This is a genomic window from Streptomyces roseoverticillatus (genome assembly GCF_000719265.1).
Lineage (GTDB): Bacteria > Actinomycetota > Actinomycetes > Streptomycetales > Streptomycetaceae > Streptomyces > Streptomyces roseoverticillatus.
Window position 1 is genome coordinate 497,715 of the sequence record NZ_JOFL01000006.1, and the last position, 17,032, is coordinate 514,746.

Consider the following 17,032-nt stretch of genomic DNA (forward strand, 5'->3'; position numbering starts at 1 on the left):
CTCCGCCCTCGGACGCCTGCCGGCGCGGCTGGACGGGGACACGGCCGACGATGCGGTGGGCGTCCGGCCGGCCCGCCGCGCCACCGGCCCGGTCGACGAGAACGTCAGCGGGACGTCAGTGGGACGTCAGCGCCAAGGCGGCAGAACGTTAGCGGCGGTCCCTAAGCTCAGGAATGCCTGCAGGTCAGGCGCGGCTTTGCCGGAGAGAACCAGGCGTTTGCCGCACGCTCACCCCCCAAGGGAATTCCCATGCGCACGTTTCACACCCGCACCGCCACCGTCCTCACCGCCACGGCCACCGCCGTGCTCGCTCTGACCCTCACCGCCTGCGGCGAGGACGGTTCCGGCAGAAAGTCCGCCGGACCGGCGGTCGGCACCCTCGCATCAGCGCCCTCGTCGGCGCAGTCCGCGAAGGGCACCGCCAACGGGGAGAACGCCGACAGCGCACGGGGCACCGGGGCCGCGAAGGCCCCCACCGGACAGGCGGCCGCGAGCACGCCCGTCTGCACCACCAAGAACGTCTCCATCAGCGCCGCCTACCAGGACGGGCCGCCTTACACCCACATCGTCCTGACGGCGAAGAACACCTCGGGCCACAGCTGCAAGCTGAACGGCTTCCCGGAGATCCAGTTCCTCGAAAGCCACCGGGAGAACGTGCCGCCGGTCGCCAAGAGCAAGCCTGCCACGCCCGTCGTGCTCACCGCCGGTGCCCCCGCCTACGCCGTGGTGAAGGTGTCGGACGGCGGGCGCACGGAGAACACCGAGCCCGTGACGGCCTTCTCCGTCACGCTCCAGGGTGGCGGCGGCATGGCCGCCGTGAAGGCTCCGGGCGGCGGCATCGCCGTCGACCCGGCGAAGTGGGCGACCGGCTACTGGACGAGCGAGCTGCGCAACGGCGCCGACGACTTCTGAGCCGTCAGTCCCGCTCGCCCGCTCCCACCGGCATCAGCACCAGCACCAAAGGCAGCCAGGCGCGTACCTTCCATCGACCGGCTGCGGAGCCCGGACCGGGGAGACGACGTCGCGTGGACGGAGTCGCCCCATGTACACACCGTTTCCTGTCGGCGAGATGATCGTCCGCCGCGAGATCCTCGACGGCCGGGAGTGGATGAGCTACCCGGTGCGGGTGGCCGCCGATGACGGCCACACCCTGGCCGTCTATCTGGCCAAGAACACCCCGCTCACGTTCGGGACCGGCGACTTTCGCTGGGGGCCGCACCCCTGGAGCGCGTTCGAGCACGTCTGGCAGTCCGACGGCGTGCTGCAGCTGCAGCGCCCCGGGGACGGCTATGCGGTGTGGGCACGCTGGGACGGGCCCCGATTCGATGGCTGGTACGTCAATTTCCAGGAGCCCATGCGCCGCACGCCGAGCGGATTCGACACCCTGGACCAGGAGTTGGACATGTGGATCCCCGGTGACGGGTCACCGTACCGGTGGAAGGACGTAGACGACTTCGAGGAGCGGGTGAGCTCCGGCGGCTTCACCGCGGAAGAGGCGGCGTCCGTGCGGACGGCCGCCGCCGAGGTCGCCGACCTCGTGGAGCGAGGGGCTGGTTGGTGGGAGGAGTGGCGCGAGTGGCGGGCGCCGGTCTCTTGGGAGGGTCCGGCGCCCGTCGCGCCGACGACGCTTCAACCCCACTGAAAATCAACAAAGGCGGGTGCTCGGGGACGAACCTCCGGCGACCCCTGCCTCCACCCGTGCCCCGGCACGGGTCCGAAAAGGATTGACATGGTAAACGAAGTTATTGTCGCGACGCTTTCCCGCCTCTGGGAAGAGGCCCTCGGTGAGCCCGTCACCGACATCGACGCCGACTTCTTCGAGCTCGGCGGTGATTCACTGCTGGCCTTGACGATCGCCACCCGCGCGATTGACGCGGGCATCCCCATGCCGCGTTCCGGAGTTCTCCGCCGGAGCACCATCCGAGAGCTCGCCGAAGCGGTCGAGAACCCGGCGCTTTTCGAACACATCTGATCACGACCATTGCCGTCATGTACGGCATCAGGGGACCACGTCCGTCCCGGCCTCACGCGCGGCAGACAGCGTTCTCCATAGCGCGGCCGCGGTCCGGGCGCTGCCCGGAATCAACCATGACCGCGTTGACGGAACGCGTGGTCGAACTGCTCAGCTTCGACTTCGAGGGGCAGCCCGTCACCCGTACTGCCGGTGAACTCTTCGCCGGCAGCTGACCCGAGGCCCTCCCGCCGTGAACGGGGACCCCCATGCCTAAAAGCCCCCTGTCCAAAAACCCTCTGTCCAAGACATCCGTCATCCCGCTCGGCATGCTGGGCGACCTGGTCCCCGGCCCCGGCGCGGCCCGCCGGATGGCCGTCCTGATGTTCGCGCAGTCGCTCGGTACCGGCCTCTTCCTCACCTCCAGCGCGGTCTTCTTCACCCGGACCGAGGGCTTCTCCACCGGCCAGCTGGCGTTCGCCATGTCGGTCGCCGGGCTCTGCGGCTTCCTCTGCTCGATGCCGGTCGGCCGGATCGCCGACCGACTGGGGCCCCGGATGCCGCTGGCCGTCGGCTACGCGCTGCTCGGACCGCTCTTCCTCGTCTATCCCTTCGTCGGCAACGTGGCCGAGTTCGCCGTGGTCGCAGCCCTCATCGGGATCTGTGAAACCGGTGGCGGACCACTGCGCGGCGCTTTGATCCACGCCCTGTTCGGCGCCGATGCGTCGAGGGTGCGCGCCCAGATGCGCAGCGTCTTCAACCTCGGCTTCACCGCCGGGGCGGCCATGGCGGGCCTGGCGCTGGCTTCCGGCAGCCGATCCGCGTTCGTCGCCGTCACGTCGGCGAACGCGGTGATGCAGCTGGGCTGCGCCGTCATCGCCGTCCGGCTGCGCCCGCCGAACGGAACGGAGCCGCCCCCCGCGCCGCCCGCCGAGCGCTCCTGGGCCGCGGTCAAGGACCGGCGCTTCCTGCTCGCGACCGGGCTCAGCGGTGTGCTGGAGCTCTACCTGCCGGTCCTCACCGTGGGCATGCCGCTGTGGATCGTCCACCGGACCGACGCGCCCGGATCCCTGACCGCCGCCCTGACCGCGCTGAACGCCGTCCTGGCGGTACTCCTCCAGGTCGCCGGGAGCAAGGGCTCCGACACCGTGCGCGGTTCCGGGCGGCTGCTCGTACGGGCCGGCGTGCTGTTGTCGGTCGCCTGCGCCCTGTTCGCGCTGTCCGGCAGCGGAGACGCACTCTGGTCCGTCCTCTTCCTGGTGCCCGCCCTGGTCGTCCTCACCCTGGGCGAACTGGCCCAGGCGGCCGGCAGCTGGGGCCTGGCCTTCGCGCTGCCGCCACCGGGCCGCATGGGCGAGTACCAGGGCGTGTTCGCTCTGGCCCGCGGCTTCCAGCAGTTCCTGGGCCCCGCTCTCGTGACGGTGCTCACCATGAGCCTCGGGCCCACCGGCTGGCTGACCCTGGCCGCGCTGTTCCTCGTCGCGGGTCTGGCCGCCGGCCGGGCCTTCGCCCGAGACACCCCCACCCCACCGGCCCCGGCGGCAGCCGCTGATGCCGCCACACCCAAGGAGTAACTCCGTGATCCGCAACACCTACCCGTCGTTCCGCCAGGTACTGGCCGACAACCCCCTCACCAAGGTCGCCGGCGCCCACTCCTCCCTGGGCGGCCTCATCGCCCAGCAGAGCGGCTTCCAGGCGGTGTGGGCGTCGAGCTTCGAGATCTCCGCGGCACGCTGCCTCCCCGACGCCAGCCTGCTGAGCATGACGGACTACCTGGAAGCCGCGGCCAACATCCAGAAGGCGCTCTCCGTGCCCGTCGTCGCCGACTGCGACACCGGGTTCGGCAACAGCATGAACGTCGCCTACATGGTGGGCGAGTACGAGAGCGCCGGCATCACCGCCGTGAGCATCGAAGACAAGATCTTCCCGAAGATGAACAGCTTCGCCGCCGCCGACCACACCCTGCTGGACGTGCGCGCCTTCGCCCACAAGATAGAGACGGCGAAGAAGGCGCAGAGCAGCGACGACTTCTTCGTCATCGCCCGTACGGAGGCGATGATCAGCGGTCTCGGCGTCGACGAGGCCCTCAAGCGGTGCGCCGCCTACGCCGACGCCGGCGCGGACGCGGTGCTCGTGCACTCGAAGCAGAAGACCAAGGACCAGGTCCTCGAGTTCCTCGGCCGCTGGGACGACCGGCTGCCCGTCGTCGTGGTACCCACCACCTACCCCGAGTGGCACGCGGACGACGCCCGGAAGGCCGGCGTCTCGGCCGTCATCTACGCGAACCAGGGGCTGCGCGCCACGATCACGTCGCTGCGCACCACCTTCACGTCGATCTACGAGACCGGCCACACGGCCCACCTCGAGGACAGCATCTCCGGGGTCAAGGACGTCTTCGAGCTTCAGCGGCTCGCGGAGTGGCAGCAGCTGGGCGTCTGACGGCCCGCCCCAGGGCTTGTGACGTGCCATCAGTCGTGAACCAGAAAGGGACATAGTGTTGTTGCAAGACGCGGCCACGGTGCGCCGCCGGGCGGCGCGCGCCAGGGCGCTCGCACTGACCACGGTCAGTACCGCCAGGACCGGCCACATCGGTGCGGACCTCTCCGCCATGGACATCCTGTGCAGTCTCTACTTCGGTGTGCTGCGCGGCGGCCCCGGCGACGCCGACCGGGACAGGTTCGTCCTCAGCAAGGCCCACGCCTCCGCGGCCATGTACAGCGTGCTGGCCCTCAAGGGGCTGATCCCGGAAGAGGAGCTGGCGACCTTCGGCGGCGCGGGCTCCCGCCTGAGCACCGTCGTCTCCACCCGGGTGCCGGGCATCGAGTTCAACACCGGCTCGCTCGGCCACGGCCTCTCCCTCGGCGTCGGCTCGGCGCTCGGGGCCCGGGTCCAGGGCTCCACGCGGCGCACCTTCGTCCTGACCGGTGACGGCGAGCTCCAGGAAGGCAGCAACTGGGAGGCCGCGATGCTGGCCGCCTCCCGGAACCTGGACAGCCTCGTCGTGATCGTCGACAGGAACCTCGCCCAGAAGGGCGCGAGCACCGAGGACATCAACGCCCTGGAGCCGCTGGACGAGAAGTGGCGCTCCTTCGGCTGGGAGGTGCGCACGCTCGACGGGCACGACGTCGACGCCCTCCTCGACGCGCTCCGTGCGGCGCCCCTCACCCCCGGTAAGCCGACCTGCCTCATCGCGGCGACGGTCAAGGGCAAGGGCGTCTCCTTCATGGAACGCAACCTCGAATGGCACAGCCGCCAGATCACGCCGGAACTCCTGCAGCAGGCGCTCCAGGAACTCGAGGAGGTCCCCCATGACTGACTGCGCCACCGCCTTCTCCGCCGAGCTGCTCCGGCTCGCGCGCAACGACGAGCGGATCTGCATCGTCAACAACGACTCCGCCGAGACCCACTCCGCGCTCGGCTTCCAGTCCGAGTTCCCCGAGCGGTTCGTCGACGTGGGCATCGCCGAGCAGAACCTCGTCGGCGTCTCGATCGGCCTGGCCAACAGCGGGCTGCGCCCGCTCGTCTACTCCGCGTCCTGCTTCATGGCCTCCCGGGCCCTGGAGCAGATCAAGAACGCCGCCTACACGGACGCCGACGTTATCTTCTGCGGTTTCGTCAGCGGGCTGGCCTACGGCGCGCTCGGCGGAACCCACCACGCGGTCGAGGACCTGGCATGGATGCGCGCCATCCCGCGTATGAAGGTGCTCTCCCCGGCGACGCCCCGGGACACGGTCGCCGCCCTCCACGAGGCGCTGGCCCATGACGGCCCGGTTTACATCAGGATCGTCAGCAAGCTCGACACCCCCGAGCTCTTCCCGGCCGGACACACCTTCTCCTACGGCGGCTCGGCGCAGCTCCGCTACGGCGGTGACGTCACCCTGATCGGCAGCGGCCTGCTCACCTCCCGGCTCGTGGAGGCGGCCCGCCTGCTGGCCGAGAACGGTGTGGACGCCCGCGTCCTGCACCTGGGGTCCATCGAGCCGATCGACGCCGACGCCATCGCCAGGGCGGCACGGGAGACGGGCCGCCTCGTGGTCGCCGAGGACCACGTGGTCAACGGCGGCCTGGGCGGCGCGGTCGCGGAGGTCGTGGTGCGCACGAACCCGGTGCCCGTCCTGCAGATCGGCATACCGCAGGTGTTCGCTCCCATCGGCCCGGCCGGCCATCTCTACGACCACTTCGGGCTGACCGCACCGAAGCTGGCACAACGGGTGGGGGAGTGGCTGCGATGACCGTGCGTGTGGCCGACTACGTCGCCTCCTACCTGTACGGCCTGGGTGTCCGTACGTGCTACAGCCTCTCCGGCACCGGTTCGATCCACCTCGACCAGGCCTTCGCCGTGCACGCCGACCTGGTGAACGTCTGCGCCCGGCACGAGACGGCGGCCACGCTGATGGCGACCGGTGCCGCCAAGCTCGACGGCAATCTGGGGGTGGCGCTGGTCACCAGCGGCCCCGGTGCGGTGAACGCGCTCGCGGGGCTGGTCGACGCCTACGCCGACGGGGTACCGGTCCTGGTGATCTCCGGCCAGGTCGAGACCCGGCACATCGACCCGGGGGCCCGGTCGTTCGGCGTGCAGGGCTTCGGCGTGGTGGGCAGCGCCCGGAGCCTGACCAAGTACGCGGCGCTGGTGGAGCGGCCCGCCGACATCAAGATGCACCTGGACCGGGCGGTCCGGGAGGCGCTCTCCGGGCGGCCGGGCCCGGTGTGGCTGGACATCCCGCTCGACGTGCAGGCGGCCGAGATCGACCCGGCGGCCCTGCGCGGGGCGCCTTCCGCCACCGCCGGACCGAGGGGCGCGGGCGCCCGGCAGGCCGCCCGGCAGATCATGGCCATGCTGCGTGCCGCCGACCGGCCGCTGGTCGTCGCCGGCCAGGGCATCCGGCAGGGCGCGGCCGAGGAGCAGTTCCGGACGCTCGTCGAGCGGCTGCGGCTTCCGGTCGTCGCCTCCCGGCTGGGCAATGACCTGCTGCCGTACGACTCGCCGCTCTGGTTCGGCCAGGGCGGTATCCGCGGGCGGCTCTACCCGGGCCTGATCATGGCTCAGGCGGATCTGGTCATCAGCCTGGGGTCGAGCCTGTCGATCGGCTTCGTCGGCGAGGACGCCGACGGCTTCGACCCGGAGGCGACCGTCGTCGTGGTGGACATCGACTCCTCCCAGCTGAAGAAGAAGGGAGTGCGCATCGACTTCCCGGTCTGCATGGACGTCCGGGACCTGCTCGACGCACTGCTCCTGGAGTCGGCGGAGACGGCGGGGCCGGTCACGAGCGAGAGCTGGCCGGCCGCTTGCGCCGCGCTGAAGGCGGCGCACCCCACGATCGCCGGCGGCGAGCCGCGGGAGCCCCTCAACTCGTACCGCTTCGTCGAGCGGCTGGACGCGCACACCGGCCCCGGCCACGTCTTCGTGGTCGACACCGGGAGCGCCTACTACGTGTCCGGACAGACCCTGGAGTTCTCGGCCTCGCAGCGGGAGATCACCTCGGCCGCGTTCCTCAACATGGGGGCCGCCGTGCCCATGGCCGTGGGCGCGGCCTTCACCAGGCCCGACGCTCAGGTGCTGGTCCTCGTGGGTGACGGGGCCATCGAGCTCAACATCCAGGAGCTGGCGACCATCAGCCAGTACGGCCTGGATATCAAGGTGTTCGTGCTGAACAACGGCGGGTACGCCTCCATCCGGGAGTCCCAGGAAGCCCTGTGCCCAGGCCCCGCCATCGAGGAGCCGGAACCGCTGAACTTCCGCGACGTGGCGAAGGCGTTCGGCCTGCCGTACCGCAAGCTGGAGCGGGCCGCCACGCTCGACGACGACCTCGCAGGGCTGCTCGCGCACCGGGGCCCCGAGCTCATCGAGGTGATGTGCGACCCGGAGCAGCAGCTCCTGCGCCCGCTGCGGGCGGACGGCGGCCTCCGCGCCCACGACGGTGCCTCGATCGTGCGGCCGGTGCCGGTGGGGGAGCTGAACCATGCGTGAGTCGATGCCGGCCTCCTGGAACCAGCGGCACCGGCTGGGCCAGACGCTGGAGGACGCCGGGGTGGGCGTCTTCAACCCCCACCACAGCACCCTCCCGCTGGAACTCACCGGGCCCGTGGACCTGGACGCCATGAACCGTGCCTGGCACGCCCTCCAGCGGCGCCACCCGGTCCTGCTGAGCGGCTTCGACCTGGATGCCATGGTGTGGCACATCGGACTGGCCGAGCCGGCGGACATTCAGCGGACGGCCACCGCCGGGAGTGAGGACGCCGATCTGGCGGCCCTGCGGTCGGCCTGTGCGGCCCCCTTCGACCTGGAGCGGGGCCCGGTGGCCCGGCTGCTGGTGACGGAGCGGGCGGACGGCCTGACCTACCTCGCCCTGGTCACCGAGCACCTGGTCAGCGATGGCTGGTCGCTCAACGTCCTGATGCGCGACCTGTCGGCGCTGTACGCCGCCGAGCGCGGCGGCACCCTTCACGAGCTGCCGCCCGTACAGACGTCCTTCCCCGACTTCGTCCGGCAGCAGAACCGGATGGCGGCCTCCCCGGAGGGGCAGCGGGCCGTGGACCGGCTGGCGGAAGCGCTGGCCGGGGTCGGGGCGATCCCGGCGATGCCGATCTCCGGCTTCACCGGGCGCTCGCCGGTCCGCTACGAGAACAAGGACGGGTTCAGCCGCCGGCTGCCGCTCGAACTGTGCCGGAGCCTGGGCACGGTGGCGAGGCCGCTGAGGATGACCGCCTTGAACCTCATGCACGCCGCGCTGCACCGCTCGCTGTTCACCCTGTCCGGCAGCGGGACGGTGGCCACCACGCTCTCGACCGCCAACCGGGAGCTGCCCGCTCTGCACCAGACCGTCGGCTGGCTGGCGAGCAAGGCCGTCCTGACCAGTGAGCCCGGCGGGCTGCCCGGGACGGCGGACTACCTGCGGCACTTCCGCCGCCGGATGCTGATCACCCTCGATGACGGTGACGTGCCCTGGCCGGTGCTGATCGACCGGATGGACCCGGCGGCCGTGGGACGGCAGTCCCGCGTCCCCTACGTCACCTTCAACGCCCGCCCCCTCGGCATGCGCAAGACGGTGGGCACCGTCGGCATGCCAGGTGTGGAGAGCCGGCCGCTGCCGGTCGCCGTGGGATGGCACGACGCCTCGATCGCGACCTTCTGGGACGAGGACGAGGACGGTGTGACGGCAACGATCAACTTCAAGACCGACTGGTACGCGCGAGCGGACGTCGAGGCCCTGTGGAACGGCATCGAGACGTCGCTGCGCGCCTGGGCCGCAGAAGCGGGCCACTGACCAGCGTGTTCCCTGTTTCCCGGAAAGGATCCCTCATGCAGATTTCCACCATGCGCGACTCCACGCTGATGACGGAGCGCGAGCGCGACTGGGCGCCGCTGACGGAGGAGCAGTTCGCGAGCTACGAGCAGAACGGCTACATCCACCTCAAGGGCGTCTTCGATCAGGACGAGGTGGCCCGAGGTCTCGCGGTCATCGACGAGGTGGTCGCCAAGGGCGCCCCGACCATCGAGAACCACGCGAGCTTCACCGACCGCAGCCACACCGTCCGCGTCCGCGACGCGGTCAGCCGGACCGACGGGATGGACTACTTCCTCGACCACCCCAAGATGGTCGGGCCGCTGATGTCGCTGCTGAACGGAAGCGTCCAGATCCTGGGCACCGAGATATTCGTCCGGTCCCTCCAGGAGGAGGCCCTGGAGTACTGGCACACCGACGGCGGCGAGTACCTGCAGCGGGTGCAGCTGGCCCCGGGCAGCCCCGGCCTCCAGGTCAAGGCCCAGGTCTTCTTCACCGATGTCACCGAGCCCGGCAGCGGCAACTTCCTGCTGATCCCCGGCAGCCACCGCAAGCTGCCCACCAGCAACAACGCCCTGTGCTACATGGAGGAGCTGGACGAGCCGCTGCGCCGCGGGGTGCTGCCCGACGACGCCGTCGAGGTCAAGGCAGAGCCCGGCGACGTGCTCCTCTTCCCGTACTCGCTCTGGCACGCCGTGGCACCCAACACCAAGCGCGAGCGGAAGACGTTCATCCTCCGCTACGGCCAGCTGTGGCACCGGCCGCACGACTACCACACCCAGCCCCGCGAAGTCCTGGACCGCATGGCGCCCCGACTGCGGCGCATGTTCGGCGACTTCGGCGACGACGCACACCCCACCGACTACTACAAGCCGGTCGACCAGGGCGACGTCATGGCCGCCGGAGGCACCTATGCACAGCGCTGAGCCACTGGCCGGAGCCCGCACCCTGACCGACCTGTTCGCCGGGTCGGTCCGGCTGCGGCCACAGGCCCCGGCCCTCACCGAGAACGGCCGTGACACCACCTACGCGGAGCTCGACAGGGCCTCGGACGACATCGCCGCGCTGCTCGCCGACGCCGGGGTGGGCCGTGGCGACCTGGTGGGCGTGCTCCTGGAGCGCTCCCACCGGATGCCCGGCTGGATCATCGGGATCCTCAAGGCCGGCGCGGCCTACGTGCCGCTCGACCCGACGTACCCCCGCGAGCGGTTGCACTACATGGTCGCCGACGCCCGGGTGAAGATCCTGGTCGGCGACCCGGAGCAGGCGGCCCTCTGCGGCCTGGACGGAGTCCGGGTTATCGACCCCGGCACACCGGCCCCCGCGGCCACGCCCGTCGGCACACCGGACCCGCAGGACCCCGCGTACGTGATCTACACCTCGGGGTCCACGGGCCGGCCCAAGGGCTGTGTCGTCACCCACGCCAACGTGCTGGCGCTCCTCGACGCCATGCTGCCGCTCTTCGACTTCGGACCGCGGGACCGCTGGTCGCTCTTCCACTCCTTCAGCTTCGACTTCTCCGTATGGGAGCTGTGGGGGCCCCTGGCCACCGGCGGTACCGCCGTGGTGGTCCCCGCCGCCGCGGCCCGCGCGACCGAGGACTTCCTGCGGCTGCTCGGGGCCGAAGGCGTCACGGTGCTCAACCAGGTGCCCTCCGTCTTCCGGTTCCTGGCCCGGGAGTACGCCGACTCCGGCGCGCCCGGCCTCGCCCTGCGCTATGTGATCTTCGGCGGTGAGAACGTCGACCTGGACGTCGTGAGGGCGTTCACGGAGGCCGCCGGGGAGCGGGCGCCGACGTTCGTGAACATGTACGGCGTCACGGAGACCACCGTGTTCACCACGGGCAGGACACTCACCCCCGAGGACCTCGCCGGGTCCGTGCGCTCGCCCATCGGCGTGCCCCTGCCCCATCTGTCGGTCGAACTCCGCGACGACGCGCTGGAAGCGGTGGCCGACGGCGAGGTAGGCGAGATGTGGGTGGCCGGCACCGGAGTGACGGCCGGCTATCTGCACCGGCCCGACCTCACCGCCGACCGCTTCCGGACGTCCGGCGGCCGGCGCTGGTACCGCACCGGCGACCTCGCCCGCCGCCTGCCGGACGGCGCCCTGGAATACCTGGGCCGCAACGACCAGCAGGTCAAGATCCGCGGTCATCGGGTCGAGCTCGCCGAGGTCGAGGAGGCGCTCCGGGCCGCCGCGGCCGTCCAGGACGCGGCCGCCGCCGTGACGCGCGACCCCGACGGCACCGCCATGCTCGTGGCCCTGGTGGTCGCCGCGGACGGCGACGCCTTCAGCGTCGCCGCGCTGCGCCGCCACGCCCGCGCCACCGTGCCCGCCCAGCTGGTGCCCAACCGCTTCGTGCGGGTCGACACCCTGCCGCTGACCCCGTCGGGCAAGCTGGACCGGCGCGCGGTCCAGGAGCTCGCCGACGCCACAAGCGCCCCGCGGCAGGCACCCGCCGGCCCGCGCACCCGGGTACTGGTCGTGGACCCCCTTCACGAGAGTGCCCTGGCGGAACTGCACCGCACCTACGACGTCCACGTCGAACTGCGCCCCTCCGCCGACCGCCTGCTGCGGCTGGTGGAGGACGCCGAGGTCATCGTGGTACGCAGCGGCGTGCGCATCGGCGCGGACGTCATCCGGGCGGCGCCCCGGCTGAAGGTCGTGGCCCGGGCGGGCTCCGGCGTCGACAACATCGACCTGGACGCCGCCGCGGCCGCCGGGGTGACGGTGTTCAACATCCCCGGCGTCTCCGCGCCCGCCGTCGCCGAACTGGCCCTGGGCCTCATGCTGTCGGCCGCCCGCCACATCGTGCTGGCCGACCGCCAGGTGCGGGCCGGGGTCTGGAACAAGGCCGCGCTCGCGGGTGCCGAACTCGGCGGGAAGACCCTGGGCCTGGTGGGCGTGGGCCGTATCGGTTCCCGCCTCGCCCGCCTCGCCCGGGGGCTGGACATGCGGGTCGTCGCCACCGTCGACCGGGACACCCCGCAGCGCCGCGCGGAGCTGGAGGACCAGGGCATCGAGCTGACCTCCCCGGAGCAACTGCTGGCCACCGCCGACGTGGTGTGCCTGGCGGTTCCGCTCACCGACCGCACCCACCACCTCATCGACGACGAGGCGCTGCGGGCCATGAAGCGTTCGGCGCTGCTGGTCAACATCTCCCGGGGACCCGTGGTCGACGAGGAGGCCCTCTACCGGGCGCTCACCGACGGAGAGATCGCGGGCGCCGCACTCGACGTCGTGGCCGAGGAGGGCAACCCGGGCCGCCTCGCCGAGCTGGACAACGTCGTGATCACCCCGCACATCGGGGCGATGTCGGCGGACTCCCAGGAGCGGATCGGCCGGATTCTCCTCGACTCGCTGCGCGAGGCGCTCGCCGGACGGAAGGTCGCCACCGCATGCCGATGAACAGCGCCGTGCTCACCGAGTACGGGCGGATCGAATACCGCAGCGGCCCGGTGCCCACCCCCGAGGGGGAGGAGCTCCTGGTCCGCGTGCTCGCCACCGGCGTGTGCGGGTCGGACCTCGCCACCTACCGAGGCGCCCACCCGTACAAGACCGCACCGGTGGTCCTCGGCCACGAGCTGTGCGGTGTCGTGGAGCGGGCGGCGGGCGGCTTCGCCGTCGGCGACCTGGTCTGCGCGGCGGCCTACGCGCACTGCGAGAGCTGCGACCGGTGCGCCGAGGGGCTGACCAACCTCTGCCGGAACAAGCGGAATCTGTGCCACCAGGGATGGGAGGGCTCGTTCGCGGAATACCTGACGCTCCGGCCGAACATGGCCTTCGTCCTGCCCGCCGGGCTCGACCCGGAGCTCGGCGCCCTCGTCGAGCCGCTCTCCATCGGCCTGCACGCCATCCGGCTCGCCGGGCCGGCGGAGAAGCGCACGATGCGTGTCATCGGCTCCGGCAACATCGGGCTGGCCTGCCTGACAGCGGCCCGCCGGCTCGGCTTCGGCCGGATCACCTGCACCGATGTCGGACCGGAGAAGGGAGCCCGGGCCCTGGCGCTCGGCGCGGACGAGTACCTCTCCGCGCCCGGCGCCGGAACCACGGAGACGGACGTCGTCGTCGTGGCGTCGAGCCACCCGGGCGCGCTCGACGAGGCCGTCGGCGCCGTGCGCGCCGGCGGAACCGTGATCGTGGTCAGCTTCTTCGACGGCTCCGTGCCCCTGGCGGCCAATGCCGTCGTCGGCAGGGAAGTGACCGTCATCGGCTCCTCGCTGTCGACCGCCGAGGACTTCCGCACGGTGATCTCCTGGCTCGCCGCCGGTGAGATCGACCCCCGGCCCATGGTCACGCACCGATTCGCCTTGGCCGACGCGGCGGCGGCCATGGCCTTGATGGCCGAGGGCAGGACCACCACAGGCAAGATCATCCTTACTCCGCGAGGTGACGCATGACCCTCCGCACCGGCATCGTGGGAGGCACCGGCTACGCGGGCGGCGAGCTCGCCCGGCTGCTGCTCAACCACCCGGCAGTCGCTTCCATCACGCCCACGGCCCGGGGCGGCGAGGAGTTCGACCGTGTCCACCCCAACCTGCTCGGCTGCGGGCTGAGCTTCGTGGCGGTGGACGAACTCCGGCGCCGGGCCGGCGATCTCGACGTGGTGTTCTTCTGCACCCCGTCCGGCGAAGCGATGCGCTCGGCGTCCTTCTTCCTGGACCACGGGGTGAAGGTCATCGACGTCAGCGCCGACTTCCGGTTCCGCGACCCGCAGCGGTACGCCGAGGTCTACGGCGCACCGCACGCTGCCCCGCAGCTGCTCGACGAGGCGGTCTACGGCGTGACCGAGCTCCACCGTGAGCACATCGCCCGCGCCCGCCTGGTGGCCAACCCCGGCTGCTACGCCATCACCACCGTGCTCGGGCTGGCCCCCCTGCTCCGCAGCGGCCTCGTGGACCTGGACCTGCCCCTCCACCTCGCGGCCGTCAACGGCACCACCGGAGCCGGGAACAAGCCCGTCACCGAGGTCATGCACGCCGAGGCGTTCGCCTCCATGCTGCCCTACAGCCTGGAGGGCCACCGCCACGCCCCGGAGCTGGAGACCCACCTCGCGCCGCTGGCCGGCCGGGAGCCGTGCGTCGACATGACCACGGCCCACGGCAACTTCGCCCGGGGCATCTACATCCAGGCGAGCCTGTCCGTGCGGCCCGAGAAGCGCGCGGGAACCGACCGGGCGGCACTGCTGGACCTCTACGAGCGCTACTACGCCGACGAGTTCTTCGTCCGCGTCAACACCGCGCCGAAGAAGGCCGGCCTCAACGCCAAGGAATACGGCGTGTACCCGAGCCTGACCGCCGTCACCGGTTCCAACTTCTGCCATATCGGCGTCGACTACGACGCGGCCCGGGGCTTCGTCAAGGTCATCGCCGTGACGGACAACCTCGTCAAGGGCGCGGCCGGATCGGCGATCCAGAACATGAACGTGATGGCCGGTCTGGACGAGCGGACCGGCCTGCACCACTACGGGCTGTGAAGACGATGAGACTGCTGAGCGAACACACCGTCCTGCCCGGGGAGCGGTGGGTCTACTCCGCCGGATGCAACGCCGGCCCCGCACTGACGGACACCGGCCGGATCGACACCGAACTCGACGACCTGCGCCGTCTCGCCGCAGCCGGCGCCCGGGTCGCGCTCCTCAGCCACCAGGGCAGCGCCAAGGACGGCACGGCCCGGCACCTGGAATACCTGGCCGACTACCTCGGCAAACGCCTTGGCCAAAAGGTCCGCTACTTCCCCGAGTGCGCCACGGACCCGGCCCGGCGCCGTGCGGCGGAGCTGCGCGACGGGGACATCGTCCTGTTCGGCAACGTCCGGTTGGACGCGCGTGAAGAAGACGGTGACCGGGAACTGGCCGCCGCGCTCGCCCGCCTGGGCGACCGGGTGGCGATCGGCGGATTCTCCAAGGCGCACCGGCGCCATGCCTCCAACGTCGGCATCCTCGGCTTCCTGCCGGGCTACGCGGCCGCGAGCCTCGTCCGCGAGACGGAGCTGCTGCGGCCGTGGCGGGCCGGCAGCGGTGCGGCGGCCGGTTCCGTGGCCGTGCTGGGCGGCGTCAAGCCGGAGAAGACGACGGTGGGGCTGGAGAGCCTCACCCGTACGTACGACCTCGTCATCCCCGGCGGCGCGGTGCTCAACACGATCCTGGCGGTGATCGGCTACGCCGTCGGGGACTCGGAGCTCGGCGCCGACCCGGAGCGCTGCGCCGCGGTGACGCGCGCCGTGCTCGCTCGCTCCAACCGGGCCCGGATCCACCTGCCCCGCACGGTCGTGATCGCCGGCCCCGCGGGCGCCACCCGTGCCGTCCCCGTCGAGAACGGTGTGCCCGACGGCTGGGCCGTCGTCGACTTCCACCTGGAGCAGTGGGCGGTGGACGCGGTCCGGCAGGCCGGCCGGGTCCTGGTGGCCGGCACCCCCGGCCGGCACACCGAGGGCAACCACCGGGCCGCGGCCGCGGTGCTGGGCGCCCGCGCGCCGGGCGACCCGGCGACGCTCCTGCTGGGCGGCGACACCGTCGCGGAGCTGCCCTGGGCCGGCCCCCGGTCCACCGGCGGCGGCTCCGCGCTGCACTACCTCGCCGACGGCACCTGCGCCGTCATCGAGGCGCTCGACGGCAACCGACACAAGGAGAGCAGTGAACATGCGGCTTGAGTTGCCGGTACCCACCCAGGTGGTCTTCGGCCGCGGCGCCCTGGACCGCGTCGGCGCGGCGGCGGCACCGTGGGGCGGCCACGCGCTGATCGTGTGCGGGCGCACCGCCATGCACCGGCACGGCTTCCTGGCCAGGGCGCAGGCATCGCTGCGCGCGGCGGGCCTGACGGTAACGGTCTTCGACAGGATCAGCGCCAACCCCCGGTCCGACGAGATAGACGAGGCCGTGGCCCTGGCCGGAGCCCGGTCCTGCGACGTCGTGGTCGGCCTCGGCGGCGGCAGCGCCATCGACGCGGCCAAGGCCGTGGCCGTGGCCGGCCCGTACGACACCGTGCGGGACATCATCGGCGAGACGCTCGCGGTGTCCCCGTCCGCGCTGCCCGTCGTCGCCGTGCCGACCACGGCCGGCAGCGGCTCGGAGGTGACCAAAGGCGCCATCGTCACCGACGTGATCCGGGGCTTCAAGTCCGGTATCCGCGGCGACGACGTCTTCCCCAAAGTCGCCGTCGTGGACCCCGACCTCACCGCGCCGCTACCGGTACCGATCGCCGTCGAGACCGCGTTCGACGCGCTCGCCCACGTCATCGAGGGCTATGTGGCGGCCCGCGCCACCGAGGAGAGCCGGGCCCACGCGCGGCGCGCGATCGTCCTGATCCGTGACCACCTGCCCCTGGTCGCCGCCGGGGACACCGGCCACGGAACCCGGGAGGCGATGGCCCTCGCCGCGCTCCTCGGCGGTGTCAACGTGGCCTGTGCCAGCACCTGCCTGCCGCACCGCCTCCAGCAGGCGATGGGCGCGGTCCGGCGGATCGAGGTGCCCCACGGCAGAGGCCTGGCCCTGCTCTACCCCGCCTGGCTGCGCGCGGCCCACCCCCACGCCACGGACGGCTTCGCCGACATCGCCGACGCCCTGGGCCACGACGACGTCCACCAGGCCGTCGCCGCCGTGCTGGACACGGCGGGGCTGGCGAGCGGGCTGACGGACTGGGGGTTCACCGCGCACGACATCGACGCCTTCGTCGACGGGATCAGCGGAAACCTCGACAACGACCCCACCCCTGCCGTCGACACCGACCTGATCCGGCACATCTACACGGATTCCCTCGGTACGCCCTGAACGCTCCGAAGGGCCGACGCATCAGTGCAG

The 17,032-nt window shown here is 71.7% G+C and carries 15 protein-coding genes; all 15 read left to right on the forward strand.

Going from position 1 to position 17,032, the window contains the following annotated elements; genetic code table 11:
* Window positions 1-249: 249 nt before the first annotated feature.
* Window positions 250-912 carry a DUF4232 domain-containing protein gene (locus IF61_RS0109495; RefSeq protein ID WP_030365844.1) on the forward strand — a complete coding sequence of 221 codons (663 nt, stop codon included), beginning with the start codon at window positions 250-252 and terminating at the stop codon, window positions 910-912.
* Between the two features lie 130 nt (window positions 913-1,042).
* Window positions 1,043-1,642, forward strand: coding sequence for a ribonuclease FAU-1 family protein (locus IF61_RS0109500; protein ID WP_030365845.1), 600 nt, complete (start codon window positions 1,043-1,045; stop codon window positions 1,640-1,642).
* 87 nt (window positions 1,643-1,729) lie between these two features.
* On the forward strand, window positions 1,730-1,972 hold the full coding sequence (locus IF61_RS0109505; protein WP_030365846.1) for a phosphopantetheine-binding protein: 243 nt from the start codon (window positions 1,730-1,732) through the stop codon (window positions 1,970-1,972).
* 248 nt (window positions 1,973-2,220) lie between these two features.
* Window positions 2,221-3,525, forward strand: coding sequence for an MFS transporter (locus tag IF61_RS0109515; RefSeq protein ID WP_078660077.1), 1,305 nt, complete (start codon window positions 2,221-2,223; stop codon window positions 3,523-3,525).
* Window positions 3,526-3,529: 4 nt separating this feature from the next.
* Window positions 3,530-4,390: an isocitrate lyase/phosphoenolpyruvate mutase family protein gene (locus IF61_RS0109520; RefSeq protein WP_052392551.1), complete on the forward strand. Its 861-nt coding sequence runs from the start codon at window positions 3,530-3,532 to the stop codon at window positions 4,388-4,390.
* Window positions 4,391-4,445: 55 nt separating this feature from the next.
* Window positions 4,446-5,267, forward strand: coding sequence for a transketolase (locus IF61_RS0109525; RefSeq protein ID WP_211264852.1), 822 nt, complete (start codon window positions 4,446-4,448; stop codon window positions 5,265-5,267).
* On the forward strand, window positions 5,260-6,183 hold the full coding sequence (locus IF61_RS0109530; protein ID WP_030365850.1) for a transketolase family protein: 924 nt from the start codon (window positions 5,260-5,262) through the stop codon (window positions 6,181-6,183). Before IF61_RS0109525 ends, IF61_RS0109530 begins: the two co-directional genes overlap by 8 nt.
* Window positions 6,180-7,919, forward strand: coding sequence for a thiamine pyrophosphate-binding protein (locus IF61_RS0109535; RefSeq protein WP_030365851.1), 1,740 nt, complete (start codon window positions 6,180-6,182; stop codon window positions 7,917-7,919). Before IF61_RS0109530 ends, IF61_RS0109535 begins: the two co-directional genes overlap by 4 nt.
* Complete coding sequence (locus IF61_RS0109540) at window positions 7,912-9,216, forward strand: condensation domain-containing protein (protein WP_030365852.1); 1,305 nt, start codon at window positions 7,912-7,914, stop codon at window positions 9,214-9,216. The genes IF61_RS0109535 and IF61_RS0109540 overlap by 8 nt, the downstream gene beginning before the upstream one ends.
* A gap of 35 nt (window positions 9,217-9,251) precedes the next feature.
* Complete coding sequence (locus IF61_RS0109545; protein ID WP_030365853.1) at window positions 9,252-10,160, forward strand: phytanoyl-CoA dioxygenase family protein; 909 nt, start codon at window positions 9,252-9,254, stop codon at window positions 10,158-10,160.
* A complete protein-coding gene (locus IF61_RS35125) occupies window positions 10,147-12,642 on the forward strand; it encodes an amino acid adenylation domain-containing protein (RefSeq protein ID WP_107043007.1) in 2,496 nt (831 codons plus the stop codon). The genes IF61_RS0109545 and IF61_RS35125 overlap by 14 nt, the downstream gene beginning before the upstream one ends.
* Entirely contained in the window at window positions 12,633-13,634 is a 1,002-nt protein-coding gene (locus tag IF61_RS0109555; RefSeq protein ID WP_052392552.1) for a zinc-dependent alcohol dehydrogenase, read from the forward strand. The genes IF61_RS35125 and IF61_RS0109555 overlap by 10 nt, the downstream gene beginning before the upstream one ends.
* Window positions 13,631-14,710 (forward strand): N-acetyl-gamma-glutamyl-phosphate reductase, encoded by a 1,080-nt coding sequence (argC, locus tag IF61_RS0109560; protein WP_030365856.1) that lies wholly within the window; start codon window positions 13,631-13,633, stop codon window positions 14,708-14,710. The genes IF61_RS0109555 and argC overlap by 4 nt, the downstream gene beginning before the upstream one ends.
* A gap of 5 nt (window positions 14,711-14,715) precedes the next feature.
* Window positions 14,716-15,885 (forward strand): phosphoglycerate kinase, encoded by a 1,170-nt coding sequence (pgk, locus tag IF61_RS0109565; protein ID WP_245684464.1) that lies wholly within the window; start codon window positions 14,716-14,718, stop codon window positions 15,883-15,885.
* Window positions 15,875-17,002, forward strand: a complete 1,128-nt coding sequence (locus IF61_RS0109570) for an iron-containing alcohol dehydrogenase (protein ID WP_030365858.1) — start codon at window positions 15,875-15,877, stop codon at window positions 17,000-17,002. Before pgk ends, IF61_RS0109570 begins: the two co-directional genes overlap by 11 nt.
* Window positions 17,003-17,032: the final 30 nt, after the last annotated feature.

Coding starts and splice junctions, on each gene's coding strand:
- IF61_RS0109555 (WP_052392552.1), top strand. CDS start 12,633: ATGCCGATGAACAGCGCCGTGCTCACCGAGTACGGGCGGATCGAATAC.
- IF61_RS35125 (WP_107043007.1), top strand. CDS start 10,147: ATGCACAGCGCTGAGCCACTGGCCGGAGCCCGCACCCTGACCGACCTG.
- IF61_RS0109570 (WP_030365858.1), top strand. CDS start 15,875: ATGCGGCTTGAGTTGCCGGTACCCACCCAGGTGGTCTTCGGCCGCGGC.
- IF61_RS0109530 (WP_030365850.1), top strand. CDS start 5,260: ATGACTGACTGCGCCACCGCCTTCTCCGCCGAGCTGCTCCGGCTCGCG.
- IF61_RS0109515 (WP_078660077.1), top strand. CDS start 2,221: ATGCCTAAAAGCCCCCTGTCCAAAAACCCTCTGTCCAAGACATCCGTC.
- IF61_RS0109545 (WP_030365853.1), top strand. CDS start 9,252: ATGCAGATTTCCACCATGCGCGACTCCACGCTGATGACGGAGCGCGAG.
- IF61_RS0109500 (WP_030365845.1), top strand. CDS start 1,043: ATGTACACACCGTTTCCTGTCGGCGAGATGATCGTCCGCCGCGAGATC.
- IF61_RS0109495 (WP_030365844.1), top strand. CDS start 250: ATGCGCACGTTTCACACCCGCACCGCCACCGTCCTCACCGCCACGGCC.
- IF61_RS0109505 (WP_030365846.1), top strand. CDS start 1,730: ATGGTAAACGAAGTTATTGTCGCGACGCTTTCCCGCCTCTGGGAAGAG.
- argC (WP_030365856.1), top strand. CDS start 13,631: ATGACCCTCCGCACCGGCATCGTGGGAGGCACCGGCTACGCGGGCGGC.
- IF61_RS0109540 (WP_030365852.1), top strand. CDS start 7,912: ATGCGTGAGTCGATGCCGGCCTCCTGGAACCAGCGGCACCGGCTGGGC.
- IF61_RS0109535 (WP_030365851.1), top strand. CDS start 6,180: ATGACCGTGCGTGTGGCCGACTACGTCGCCTCCTACCTGTACGGCCTG.
- pgk (WP_245684464.1), top strand. CDS start 14,716: ATGAGACTGCTGAGCGAACACACCGTCCTGCCCGGGGAGCGGTGGGTC.